12 protein-coding genes are annotated in these 12,700 nt (G+C 70.7%); 3 read left to right on the top strand and 9 right to left on the bottom strand.

The features are described 5' to 3' along the window. The 4 genes from VK611_13630 to VK611_13615 form a co-directional block, all read right to left on the bottom strand. On the bottom strand, window positions 1-424 hold a 424-nt coding region (locus VK611_13630), incomplete at its 3' end, for a hypothetical protein (protein ID HMG42373.1). A gap of 98 nt (window positions 425-522) precedes the next feature. Next, window positions 523-675, bottom strand: coding sequence for an LPXTG cell wall anchor domain-containing protein (locus tag VK611_13625; protein ID HMG42372.1), 153 nt, complete (start codon window positions 673-675; stop codon window positions 523-525). 2 nt (window positions 676-677) lie between these two features. Then, entirely contained in the window at window positions 678-1,805 is a 1,128-nt protein-coding gene (locus VK611_13620; protein HMG42371.1) for a glycosyltransferase family 2 protein, read from the bottom strand. A 286-nt stretch (window positions 1,806-2,091) separates the two neighbouring features. Further along, window positions 2,092-3,012, bottom strand: coding sequence for an AraC family transcriptional regulator (locus VK611_13615; protein HMG42370.1), 921 nt, complete (start codon window positions 3,010-3,012; stop codon window positions 2,092-2,094). A gap of 135 nt (window positions 3,013-3,147) precedes the next feature. Here VK611_13615 and VK611_13610 point away from each other — a divergent pair, with 135 nt between their 5' ends. Then, window positions 3,148-3,933 carry an SDR family oxidoreductase gene (locus VK611_13610; GenBank protein ID HMG42369.1) on the top strand — a complete coding sequence of 262 codons (786 nt, stop codon included), beginning with the start codon at window positions 3,148-3,150 and terminating at the stop codon, window positions 3,931-3,933. A 57-nt stretch (window positions 3,934-3,990) separates the two neighbouring features. Here the strand turns inward: VK611_13610 and VK611_13605 are convergent, their stop codons facing one another. After that, window positions 3,991-5,166: a winged helix DNA-binding domain-containing protein gene (locus VK611_13605; protein ID HMG42368.1), complete on the bottom strand. Its 1,176-nt coding sequence runs from the start codon at window positions 5,164-5,166 to the stop codon at window positions 3,991-3,993. Window positions 5,167-5,203: 37 nt separating this feature from the next. Then, window positions 5,204-6,184 (bottom strand): DJ-1/PfpI family protein, encoded by a 981-nt coding sequence (locus VK611_13600; protein ID HMG42367.1) that lies wholly within the window; start codon window positions 6,182-6,184, stop codon window positions 5,204-5,206. Between the two features lie 116 nt (window positions 6,185-6,300). On the opposite strand from VK611_13600, the gene VK611_13595 reads away from it, so the two are divergent. Together VK611_13595 and VK611_13590 are read left to right on the top strand one after the other, a co-directional pair. Then, window positions 6,301-7,830, top strand: coding sequence for a multicopper oxidase family protein (locus VK611_13595; GenBank protein ID HMG42366.1), 1,530 nt, complete (start codon window positions 6,301-6,303; stop codon window positions 7,828-7,830). Further along, complete coding sequence (locus tag VK611_13590) at window positions 7,827-10,127, top strand: MMPL family transporter (GenBank protein ID HMG42365.1); 2,301 nt, start codon at window positions 7,827-7,829, stop codon at window positions 10,125-10,127. Before VK611_13595 ends, VK611_13590 begins: the two co-directional genes overlap by 4 nt. Here VK611_13590 and VK611_13585 read toward each other — a convergent pair. From VK611_13585 to VK611_13575, 3 genes are all read right to left on the bottom strand, one after another. Continuing rightward, window positions 10,106-10,294, bottom strand: coding sequence for a hypothetical protein (locus tag VK611_13585; protein ID HMG42364.1), 189 nt, complete (start codon window positions 10,292-10,294; stop codon window positions 10,106-10,108). The genes VK611_13590 and VK611_13585 overlap by 22 nt on opposite strands. 350 nt (window positions 10,295-10,644) lie before the next feature. Next, the gene (locus tag VK611_13580) at window positions 10,645-11,538 is read right to left on the bottom strand and encodes a WD40 repeat domain-containing protein (GenBank protein ID HMG42363.1); all 894 of its coding nucleotides are present in this window, start codon (window positions 11,536-11,538) and stop codon (window positions 10,645-10,647) included. 825 nt (window positions 11,539-12,363) lie between these two features. Beyond that, window positions 12,364-12,700: hypothetical protein (locus tag VK611_13575; protein HMG42362.1), on the bottom strand; the 337-nt coding region annotated here is incomplete at its 5' end.

The raw sequence follows: 12,700 nt of genomic DNA, 5'->3' as shown, positions 1-12,700 counted from the left end.
CGTCGGCGAAGCCGGAGGCGACGTACATGACCGCCTGGAACTCGTACCGGTCGAGCACCGGCGTGGCGAGCTGGGCCGACGTCTGCCCGTCGTCGAACGTGAGGAGGATCGGCTTGGCGGGAAGCGACACCTCCTCCCCGTCGACCCACTTGCGGTACTGCGACGGGGTGATCGTGTGGAACCCGGCGTCGTGCAGGTACGCCATCTGCTCTTCGAAGGCCGTCAGCCGCACGTCGAAGAAGCCGGGGATGGAGGGAAGGTCGACCACCGCGGGATCGGTCGTCACGCCGTGGTAGGCGAGGACGGGCACGGCCTCGGCCTCGGGCTCCTCGCCGCCGCACGATGCGAGGAGCCCCGCGAGCATTGCGAGCACCACGAACATCGTGAGCACGGGCGCGACCCGGACGGGAGCCGACCTCGCCACCAGCCGAAGGATCCGATGCGTCGTAGGGCTGGGAGGGTACCGACGGGCGTCGGCGCCGACGAGCTTCCGCCCGCCGGACACTCGATCACCCGCGCCGGTCAGGAGTGCTTCCGCGGCGTGATCCGCAGCAAGGCTCCGCCGGCCATCAGCAGAGCGAAGCCTGCGATGACGAACCAGACCACGCTGAAGCCGGTCACAGGAAGCGTCGCAAGAGTTGCTGCGCTCCCGCTCACCAGGGCTTTGTCGTACACGTTTACCACCTCCTCTCGCTGTTGGTGAGGGCGTCCCACAGGGCTTTGGCGTGCACGCCCTGCAGGAAGAGATCGAACGCCATCTCGACGACCAGGCCCGCCGCCAGCACCATCTGCCCCGGCCCGCGGGACCGCACGGTCACCACCCGCTCGAGGATGAAGATGCCGGTCACGGCCAGCCAGATCGGCTGGAAGTGCAGGCTGTGGTCGGCACCGAGCGACCAGAGCAGCGAGGCCAGGTAGGCGGCGGTCACGAGGACGCCCAGGAACGTGACGACCTGGCGCATCCAGTACGACAGCGTGACCCGGGTCAAGCCATAGCCGCGGAGGTTCTCGATCGCGCCGCGCTTCCACCGCAGCCGCTGCCGGTACAGGTCGCGCCACGACTCCATGACCTCGGTGGTCAGGCGGGCGCCCTTCGGGGCGATGACCTTGTAGCCCAGGTGGCGCAGAGCGAGGGTCAGCTCGTTGTCCTCGGTGAGGACCTTGGTGTCGTACACCTGCGCGTCGCCGGGCAGCTGTCCCTCGGACCGCGCCTGCACGACGTGGCGGAGCGTCCGGACCGAGAACAGCGTGGCCGTCCCGGTCAGGACCAGCACCTTGCCGCTCTTCCGGGTGACGTCGCGGGCGTAGCGGGCGTACTCGTTGCGCTGCAGCATGCCGACGTAGCCGCCGCCCGCCCGGCCGGTGAACACGCCGCCGACGCCGCCGACGCCGTCACGGAGGTGACGCTGGGCCTCGGCGAGGAAGGTGGGCGCCAGGAACGAGTCGGCGTCCATGACCAGGACGGCGTCCTCGTCGCGCAGCTCGGGGAGCGCGACGTCGAGGGCCTGGTTGAGGGCCCCGGCCTTCTTGTGCACGTTGCCGACGGTCTCGTAGACGTGGGCGCCGGCTGCCGCCGCCACCTGCGCGGTGTCGTCGGCGCAGTTGTCGGCGCAGACGACGATGAGGTCGGGAGGCAGCTCCTGGTCGTGGAGGTGCTGGAGCGCCTCGCCGATGCCGGCGGACTCGTCGTGCGCGGGGACGAACGTCAGCAGGAGTCCTCGCCCTGCCGAGCGGGTGGCGGTACGCACCCGGTCGGCGAGAGCGTTCGATCCGACCTCGGATGACTTGATGAGCGTCGCCTGCATGCCTTGCGGTCCGTTCGGATCACGCAACGGACGACATGTCCTCGGGACTGCCGTCGCCCTTGACGCCTTGCGCGAACCCGGGCGTGCCGCTGCTCTTGCGGCCATCGCACGGGCGCGTCCCAGCTGGCTCCCGGCGTCCCCGAAGGCGGGCACGCCGGAAGTTCGAGAGCTCCCATGAGTCCCGTCCGCCGGGTCGAGTCGTGCGCCGGTGCATTGGGCCCCGGTGACTGACCAGAGCGCAGGTTACCCAGGGGTAACTAGAAACCCACGTAGAGCGTCGGAAACATCACCGATTCGGGCGAGCCGGACGCTCCGTCGTACGGAGGCGGGCGGCGTCACGCCCGGGCGGTAGGCCGAACTGGCGGCTGTACTCGCGGTTGAACTGGGAGGAGCTGTCGTAGCCGACCTGGTAGCCGACCGTCGAGACGTCGTCCGCGCCGGTCATGAGCAGCAGGCGTGACTTCTGCAGTCGGATCTGCTTCTGGAACTGGATGGGGCTCAGGGTGGTCACCGAGTGGAACTTCCGGTGGAAGGCCGACGTGCTCATGCCACACGAGCGGGCGAGGTCCTCGACGCGGAACGGCTGCGCGTAGTGCTCGGTGATCCATCGGACGGCCCGGCTGATCTGGGTCATGCTGCTGTCGGCCAGCCCGATCTGCCGGATGCTCGAGCCCAGCGGTCCGGTGATCAGCCGCCACAGGATCTCGCGTTCGAGCATCGGCGCCAGCACGGCCCGGTCGCCCGGGGCGTCGAGCAGCGCCAGCATGCGGATCACCGCATCGAGCAGCTCGGGCCCGGCGTCGGCCACCCCGAGCCCGGGGGGAGCCGCAGCGGTGCGGGATCGTGACGACGCCGAGGGGCCGGGCTCGAGCAGGAGCGACGCGATGGTCGCGGGGCGTAGGGCGAGCCCGAACCCGAGCGCCGGCTCACGGCGGCTCGCCTGCGAGAAATGGCCGGTGATCGGCAGGTCGACCGAGGCGACGAGGTACTGGCCGGCCCGGTAGTCGTAGACCCGGTCGCCGATGGCCAGGCGCTTCGCCCCTTGCGCGATCAGAGCGAACACCGTCCCCGTCGTCGACGCCCGAGGCTCGCCGGTCGTGTCGGCCGAGGACAGGAGGACGCCGCCGATCGCGGTCGTCTCGTCAGGGCGGGCGTGCCGGGCGATGAGCGTCCGCAACCGGACTAGCTGGGCCTCGATCCGGATCATGAGCAGAAATGTACATGTGGTTTGCCGGCCATCACGTTGAACGCAGCGCGCCGTGACGGGACCTGAGCAGGATCGTGCAATAGTTCGACCGGTTCGTTCTCACACCCGGACGCTCGTGGCTGCTTGGCTCGAACCATGCCGATCCACGAAGGAACCAACGTGAAGACCGCCGCCGTCGTCGTCGGAGGAAGCTCCGGCATCGGGCAAGCCGCAGCTATCCGCATCGCCGAACGAGGCGCCGGCGTCATCCTGACCTACAACTCGAACCCCGACGGTGCGAAGGACACCGTCGCCACGATCGAAGGCAACGGGGGCGAGGCCGTCGCGCTTCCACTCGACGTCGGCCGCAGCGCGTCCTTCGCCGACTTCGCCGAGCAGGTGGTGCACGAGCTGGACGACAGGTGGCAGCGCCCGACGTTCGACTACCTGGTCAACAATGCCGGCTTCGGCCAGATGGCCATGTTCGAGGACACCACCGAGGAGCTCTTCGACGAGTTCTTCCGCGTCATCCTCAAGGGGCCGTACTTCCTCACCCAGCGGCTGTTGCCGCGGCTCGCCGACGGTGGCGCGATCGTGAACACCACCAGCAACTCGGCGCTCGTCACCGGACTGACGGCGGGCTACTCCGCCTACGCCAGCATGAAGGGCGGGCTGACCGTCCTCACCCGGTGCCTGGCCAAGGAGCTGAGCACCCGTGGGATCCGGGTGAACTCCGTGGCTCCCGGACCGACGCGCACCCGGCTCGGGAACGACGCGTTCGCCCACCACCCCGAGGTCATCCCTCCCCTCGCCGCTCAGACCGCGCTCGGCCGCATCGGCGAGGGCGACGACATCGGCAAGGTCATCGCCGCCCTGCTGTCCGACGAGCTCGGGTGGATCACCGGCGAGAACGTCGAGGCTTCCGGCGGGTTCAACCTGTGACAAACCGCTCGAGCCTGCCGAATGGGACGGCTTCCACGGCCATTGACCCGGCGGGGCTCAGGCGTGGGGACCGACCGTCACGGTGCCCACCGTCAGGGTCGGCTGGGCCTCCATGACGACGCCCACCAGGTCGACCTCGTCGTCGAGCTGCCGGCGCTGCGTGGCGGTCAGCTCCCGCAGCGGCTCGACGGTCACGGCGAGCGTCCGGCCGGAGCGCCGCTGGTGCCACACCCCACCGACGACGCCGTCGACGAGCAGCACCGGGTAGTTGCCGGCCTGGCCCGTCGGGGTGAGCGCTCGGGTCGCGGCCGCGCCGGGGTACAGCCGCTCCCGGGGCTGCCCCGCGACGACGAACGCGTCGAAGTACGGCAGCAGGTGGACCCCGCTGTGCGGTCGAGCTGGCACCCCGGTGTCGCCGGCCACCACCCGGGCCGGCTCGCCGTCCACCTCGACGGGCTCCAGCTCACCGGCCAGCTCGTCGAACAGCTCGACGGCGCGCCGCGGCGGGATGCCGAGCCATCGGGCGAACTGCTGGGGCGTGGCGGGGCCGTAGGCGTAGAGGTAGCGCGTGACCAGGGTGCGCAGGGCGGCGTTGCCGTCGTCGGGCCGGAACCCGGGCAGCCAGCGGTGTGGGTTCGTGTAGGTCACGTTGCGGCCCCGGTTCGGTCCGAAGCAGAGCACGCCGCGGTGCGCGGCCGTGCTGGTCAGCTGGCGCCAGCGCGGCCACTTGTCCTGGAACGCATCCATCGTCCGCTCGCCGGCCCACGGACCGGTTCGATCCACGATCGCCTCGGTCAGCTCGTCGACGGTCAGCTCGGTGTCGGCCAGCGCGTCCCCGATGGCCGCGGTGACCTCGTCGGCTTGCTCGCGGGTGAAGCGGACCGGCTCGGGATGCAGCGGCGCCGACGACGGCAGGGCCGACAGCGCCCCCGTCCACATCGGCAGGTCGGCGGTGGACAGCAGGTGCACGGTGCCGCGCGGACCGAAGGTCTTGACCAGGGTGCGGTCGTCCCAGAGAGCGCGCTGCACGTCGGCACGGGTCGCCCCGGCGATGCGCCGCCCGATCGAGAGCTCGGCGGCGCTGAGGACCTGGGCGTGCGCTCCGCACAGCACGCCGGCGATGTCGGCCGGCTCCAGGTCGGTGGCCGGTGCGGTCAGCGAGTGCCGGGCCATCCGCCGAGCCGTGACGCCGCTCCACGTCAGCGACGTCGGGCCGGGGGACTTCGGGGTCACGGATCTTGTGCCTCCACGGGACGGCAATGAGGGGCTGCTAGCCACGACCGCCTTGGGTGGCGGTGGACTGGGTCGACCGGAACAGCGAGGGGGTGACCTGGTAGCCGGCGACGAAGGCCTGGCGCAGCGTCTCCGCCGACGAGAAGCCGCAGGCGCGTGCGACCTGGGGCAACGGGAGATCGGTCGAGGTGAGCATCCGGGCGGCGACTTCGAGCCGGACGCGGCGCACGAGCTGACCGGGTGGCTCCCCGAGCTGGTCGCGGAACAGGCGCGTCAGGTGACGCACGCTGACGCCGGCGTCGGCCGCGAGGACGGCGGTGCGAAGGTCGCCGTCGGGATGCGCCATGACGTGGTCGAGGACGCCGCGCACGAGGCGGTCCTGGGGGCGGGGCGTCGTGGTGAACAGGCTCATCTGCGCCTGGTTGCCGGGTCGCTTGAGGTAGGTGACCATGCCGAGGGCGACCCACCGGGCGACCTCCGGCCCGTGGTCCTCCTCGATGAACGCGAGCGTCAGGTCGAGCGAGGCGGTCACGCCACCGGAGGTCGCGACGTTGCCGTCCCGGATGTAGACCGGGCCGGCGTCGACACAGACCCTCGGGTACCGCTCGGCCAGACCGGGGGCGAACCACCAGTGCGTCGTCGCGGGGCGGTCGTCCAGGAGGCCCGCGGCCGCCAGGACCGTCGCTCCCGTACAGACCGACGAGACCCGGCGTGCCTTGCCGGCCAGCCGGCGCACGTGCTGGACCAGGCGACCGTCCTCGGCGGCCTTGTCGTGGCCGAGCCCGCCGGCGACGACCAGGGTGTCGAGGTCGTCGACGGGGTCCTCGAGCCGGCCCTGTGCCCGCAGCTCGAGGCCGGAGTCGCAACGGATGCTCCGGCCGCCGAGCGAGACCAGCCGCACCCGGTAGGGCGGGTCGGCGCCCACCCGGTTGGCGATGTCGAAGCCGGTGGTGACGCAGGAGATGTCGACGAGCTCGGCGCCGTCGTAGGACACGACCAGGACGTGACGCGGGTCCACATCGGAACCCTAGGGCCCAGGGCCCAGGGTCAAGACGGACACGCTTCCCAGGAAACAGGACACGTCCGACCGCGTCGCCGTCGGCGGCCGGACGGTGCCTGTCAGGCTTCCCGCGCATGGCGAATCCGAGCTCCGACCAGTTCCCGACGTCGGTGGCGGGCCTGCCGCCGGCACGCGCCGTCGAGGTCGTCGAGCTCGCGGACGGCGACGTGTTCGACCTGCGCATCGCGCCCGTGGCCAAGCGGCTCGGCGATGCGACGGTGCGGATGCTCGCCTACGACGGGTCGATCCCCGGACCGACGCTCAAGGTACGGGAGGGATCGGAGGTCCTCGTCGACGTCGAGAACCAGGGCGACGCGGAGGCCACGGTCCACTGGCACGGCCTCCGGCTCGAGAACCGCTACGACGGGACGCACGAGACGCAGCGGCCCGTGGCGGTCGGCGAGCGGTTCTCCGCCCGGGTCAGGTTCCCCGACCCCGGCGTCTACTGGTACCACCCGCACATCCGCGAGGACTATGGCCAGGAGATGGGCCTGTACGGCAACGTGCTCGTCGAGCCCGCCGATCCCCACTACTGGCCGCCGGTGCACCGCGAGGTCCTGCTCACGCTCGACGACGTCCTGCTCGAGGACGGAAGGGTCGCGCCGTTCAGCCGGGCCACGACGACGCACTCGGCGATGGGCCGCTTCGGCGACGTCCTCCTGGTGAGCGGCGAGACCGATCTCTCGCTGCGAGCGCGGCCCGGCGAGGTGGTCCGCTTCTACCTGACGAACACGGCCAACACGAGGGTCTTCGACGTGGCGCTGCCGGGAGCGCCCATGAAGCTCGTGGGCGGCGACAGCGGGCGTGTCGAGCGCGAGGAGCTGGTGGACCACGTGGTGCTCGCGCCCTCGGAGCGTGCCGTGGTGGACGTGCTCGTCGTCGGACGCCGCCAGCTCACCCTCGAGCACCGCACGCCGGATCGGACCTACCGGCTGGCGTCGATCGAGGTGGGCGGCGACCGGCCCGATCCGCCGTTGGCCGGCCGGTTCGCCGCCCTGCGGACGAACGCCGACATGGTTGCGGAGCGGCAGCGGATCACGCCGTACCTGGAGGCCGAGCCCGACAAGGTGCTCGCCTTCCTGGCGGAGATGGACCACGGCGCCCACGACCCCAGCGGCCACGACCACGCGCACGACCCCGGCGGCCACCGCCGTGGCGACTCGACGGTGGGCGGCGGCATCGAGTGGGAGGACGGCATGGTCGAGATGAACCGGGCGAGCACGCCGTCGAACATGCGCTGGAAGATCGTCGATCGCGCCACCGGCGCCGAGAACCAGGCCATCGACTGGCGGTTCCGCGTCGGCGACCAGGTCAAGATCCGGCTCCTGAACGAGATGGCCGGGGACCACCCGATGCACCACCCGTTCCACGTCCACGGCGCCGGTCGCTTCCTCGTGCTCGGTCGTGACGGGATCACCGAGCCCAACCTGGTCTGGAAGGACACCGTGCTGGTGCGCACGGGGGAGACCGTGGACATCCTGCTCGACGTCAGCAACGTCGGCCGGTGGATGGCCCACTGCCACATCGCCGAGCACCACGAGACCGGGATGATGTTCAGCTTCACGGTCGCTCCGGCCACGACGGCGACCGACGGAGGCGCGTGACCGTGCTCGCCCGCCTCGCCTCCTTCGCCGTCCGGCGCCGACGGCTCGTGCTCGCCGCCAGCGCCCTGTTCGTGGTCGTCGCCGCCGCCATCGGTACGGGCGCGTTCGGCAAGCTGCAGGACGGCGGCTTCGAGGATCCCGACGCCGAGAGCACCCGGGCGTCCGACGTCCTCGACGAGAGGTTCGACGACGGCGGCGCGCCGACCCTGGTGCTCCTCGCCCGATCGTCGACCGGTGACGTCGACGGAGCGGACGCCACCGCCGACGGCATCGCCCTCACCGACGCCCTGCGTGACATCCCCGGTGTGACCGACGTGGAGTCCTACTGGTCGCTGGGCGGTGCGCCACCGCTGCGCAGCTCGGACGGCGACGAGGCGCTGGTGCTCGCCCGCATCACCGGCGAGGAGGACGAGGAGGACGAGGTCGTCGCCGTCGTCCACGACCAGCTGGCTGGCCGCCAGGGCGTGCTCGACGTGTCCCTGGGCGGTCCCGACGCCATCGGCGCCGAGATCACCGAGAGCGTCAAGTCGTCGCTGGGTCGGGCCGAGCTCATCGCCATCCCCCTGACGCTGCTGCTCCTCCTGTTCGTGTTCCGCAGTGTGCTGGCGGCGAGCCTGCCGCTCCTCATCGGGCTCATGGCGATCATGGGCACGCTGCTCGTCCTGTTCGTGCTCGGCTCGATCACCGACGTCTCGGTGTACTCGATCAACCTCACCACCGCCCTCGGCCTCGGGTTGGCGATCGACTACTCGCTGTTCATCGTGTCCCGCTACCGGGAGGAGCTGGGCCGCGGCCTCTCGGTGCCCGACGCGGTCGTGCGGTCGGTCGAGACCGCGGGTCGCACGGTGACGATCAGCGCCCTCACGGTCGCGGTGTCGCTGTCGGCCCTGCTCATCTTCCCGCTCTACTTCCTGAGGTCCTTCGCCTACGCGGGCATCGCCGTGGTGCTGCTGGCGATGGTCGCCGCCATCGTGACCCTGCCCGCACTGCTGGCGGCGATCGGCCCTCGGGTCGACTCGCGGCGGGCTCGCGAGCGGGCGGCGGCTGCGGCCGAGGCCGGCGGGGCCGGTGGGGCCGCTGGGATCACCGCCGAGGCCGACGGGTTCTGGCACCGCGTCGCCTCCGTCGTCATGCGCCGGCCGCTCCCGATCGCGCTCGCGGTCACCGCCGTGCTGCTGGTCCTCGGCGCCCCGTTCCTGCGGCTGTCGGTCGGCCTCCCCGACGAGCGGGTGCTGCCCGAGTCGTCCGAGGCCCGGCGGGTGTCCGAACGCATCCAGGCCGACTTTCCGGGCGACACCGACGCGGCCTTCCCCGTCGTGGTCGAGTCCGACACCGGCGGCGCCGTCGACCAGGCCGCGCTGTCCGCCTACGCCGCCGACCTGTCCACCGTCGAGGGCGTCGCCCGGGTCGAAGGGCCCGACGGCGTCTACCAGGACGGCGGCCCGGTCGACGCCGGCGACACGCCCGCCGGCCCCCCTGTGGACCCGGCGCGCTTCGTGCGCGACGGCACCGCCTGGCTCGAGGTCGTGCCCGGCGTCGAGCTCCAGTCCGCAGCCGGTGAGCAGCTGGTCGAGGACATCCGCAACCTCGACCCGGGCTTCGAGACCCTGGTCGGCGGGAGCGCGGCCCAGCTCGTCGACACCAAGGACACCCTGCTGAGCCTGCTCCCGTGGGCGCTGACCATCGTCGCCGTCACGACCCTGGTCCTCCTGTTCCTGATGACCGGCAGCGTGCTGATCCCCGTCAAGGCGCTGGTGCTCAACCTGCTCAGCCTCACGGCCACCTTCGGCGCCATGGTGTGGATCTTCCAGGACGGCCACCTGTCGGGGCTGCTCGACTTCACCGCCACCGGCCGGATCGACACGTCGATGCCGATCCTGATGTTCTGCATCGCCTTCGGCCTGTCCATGGACTACGAGGTGTTCCTCCTGTCCCGCATCAAGGAGGAGTACGACGCCACCGGCGACAACGCCGCGTCGGTCGCCCTCGGTCTCGAGCGGACGGGGCGGATCGTCAGCGCCGCGTCCGTCCTGCTGGCCATCACGTTCCTCGCCTTCGGGACCGCCGACGTCAGCTTCCTCAAGCTGTTCGGCGTCGGCCTGGCGCTCGCCGTGCTGATGGACGCCACCGTCATCCGTGGCCTGCTCGTCCCCGCCTTCATGCGCCTGGCCGGACCCGCGAACTGGTGGGCGCCACCGGCCCTGCGCCGTCTCCACCGGCGCATCGGCATCTCGGAGTCCGACGCCCCCGACACTCCCGACACTCCCGAACCGGCCTACGAGCCCTCGTCACCCTGACCCGGTCGCCCGCTCCCGCTCTCCCCGGCCACCGCCACGATCGCCCGATCGATGGCCGCCTCGTCGGGCAGGACCAACACCCGGGTGTCCTCGGTGCCGGGCGCGTGCTCGCGGCCCGTTGTCGGCTGGCCCCAGTCGAGGCCTTGATGGTGCCGCGCCGGGGGCATCCCGCCGCTGCGATGGGGCGGCGTGGTGCCACGATGGGTCGATGCCGGGGAATGTCGTCGGGTTGCGTCAGCTGCCCGGCACCACCCACATGGGCGTCTCCCGCAGCACGCTGCTGGCGCCGGTCATCGAGTCGTTCCCGCGTGACACATGCCGAATGGTGGCGCGATCGGCCAGGTGCGGGCGACGGTGACCGCGGGACGGCTGGACCCGCCCGTGGCCATCGTGGTCGAGGGTCGGGTCCGAGCGGACAACGCCGAGGTCGTCGGGCCGACGACGCGGGCACTGCGTCCCTGGTCCTCGCTGCCGATGAGCTCGTACCCGTCAGGACTCCGACTTCACGCTCGGGACTTCAGTGCCACAATTGCACTGCGTCGTCCTGGGCGCTGGCCAGGAATCGCCCGTCGGGGCTAAACGTCACCGAACCTATTCCCATGCCGGAGCTCTCCAGAGAGCGCACCATCTTCCTCGTAGCCACGTCCCACAAGCGGATGCACCCCTCCTCCGTTGACCCGCAGCCGACGGCCAGCAATAGCCCGTCCGGGCTGAACGCCAGCGAGTTCACGCCGCCGAAATTGTCGGTGAGAGTGGCGCCAACCTGCTGGCCGGAGACCGGATCCCACAGCCGCACCTCTTTGCCGCCGCCGCTGGCCAGCAGCCGGCCGTCAGGGTTGAACGTCACCGAGCTCAACGAACCGTCATGTCCCGTCAGACGGTCGCCGACAGGCTGGCCGGAGGACGGGTCCCACAGCTGCAACGTCCCTGCGTACCTGGGGTCGATGTCGATGCTGCCGCGCTGACTGGCGCTGGCCAGCAATCGGCCGTCGGGACTGAATGCCACCGAGAACACGGCACCGACATGACCGCTCAGAATGTGCAGCGGCTGCATACGCTGATCCCACAATCGCACGGTCCGGTCACTGCCCGCACTGGCGACCAACCGTCCGTCGGGACTGAATGCCACCGAGATCACAGGGCCGACATGGCCGGTAAGCGGGGCGCCAACCTGATCACCGGACGGACCCCACAATCGCACTGTCCCATCCAGGCTGGCGCTGGCCAGCAACCCGCCGTCGGGACTGAACGCCACCGAACGCGCCGACTTGCTGTGGCCGCTCATCTGAACGCCCACCGGCCGGCCCCGGGCTGGATCCCAGAGTCGCACGGAGCTTCCGCCGCTGGCCAGCAATCGCCCGTTAGGGCTGAACGCCACACAAATGAAGCGTTCAAGTGCATCGGCGCGCATGGTCACGGCGACCCGGTGTGGAACAGACACCAGCCCAATCCCCTCTCAAGAGCAGCAACCAGGATCATAAGCCGACGCTGAGCGTGAACAGCCCCGTTACGAGGTGGCCCCTGTGCTGCCAGAGAGGATTCGGTAGAGGGCACGTAGCACGCTCCCAGAACGCTGCCCGCCCGCTGCCGCAAGGTGCCCAGATCGTTATGGGCGAGACCTCGGATGGATCCGGTTGTGCTTACGACTCTGAGCGCTGAAAGACACACCTGTCACCGGACCCGGTCGCCGACGACGACTGGGCAGATCGGCGCGTCCCGAGCGGGCCAGCAGCCCGGCAGCGCTCCGTCCGGGATCGACTGATCCCGGATGCGGGAGTTCAGGCCCAATGGCCGTCCAGCATCGGACGGCGCGGCACACAGATCGAGTCGGCTCTGGCCGCAGCATCGCAGAGGCCAGCGTGTCCCAGAACGCGCGGCCGAGCGCGCTCAACTCGCGTGGCAGAAGTGCCGTTGGAGGGCACGCACAACGCGCGGACTTGGCACCGTCGTCCGACGCTTGCCCACGCCTCCAGAGCGACGCCTCGGCGCTATTGGCGGCAATGCGAGGCGAGCAGATCGGCTGCTACAGCTCGCCTGCTTCCTGACTGGGGGCGCACGGGGGAGTGACGCAGGCCATCTACTCGGATCGTTCGCGAACCCCGATTTCCGGTGCGCGAGCAGCGGGCCGGCTCGCGGCGGAGCTCGCCTCGTCTCTGCACACATGGCGACTGGTAGATGATTTCGTGACTTACCCGCATCTCCAGGTCTCGGGGAGGTCCAGCCGCAAGCGTGACGCTCAGCCGGATGGGGGCACGTAGTCCTCGACCATGTCGAACACGACGCTGAGGTAGTTGGGGGTGGTGCCGGTGATGTGGATCCACACGTGCTCGAAACCCTCGGCCTCGTTCTCGCCGACCATCACCGTCTTGCCCTCGCCCGGGTACAGCGGCAGGACGTCGGCCGCCGTGCACGGGAAGTCGATCGGGTCGCCGCTGCAGGTGGCCGGCACGTCGCCGGACGGGAACGTGACCCGGTAGGTGTGGGGGTCGGGGTTGCGGAGGTGGTACATCTCGGGCTCGCCGGTGTCCTCGATCGCCGCCTGGATCCCGGTCTCCCCGGCCAGGTAGCACATG

This window comes from Acidimicrobiales bacterium, from assembly GCA_035316325.1.
In the GTDB taxonomy this organism is placed as follows: Bacteria; Actinomycetota; Acidimicrobiia; order Acidimicrobiales; family VFJN01; genus DASXTK01.
Note: the sequence above shows the minus strand (reverse complement) of the source record. Positions and strands in the feature narration are given on the sequence as shown.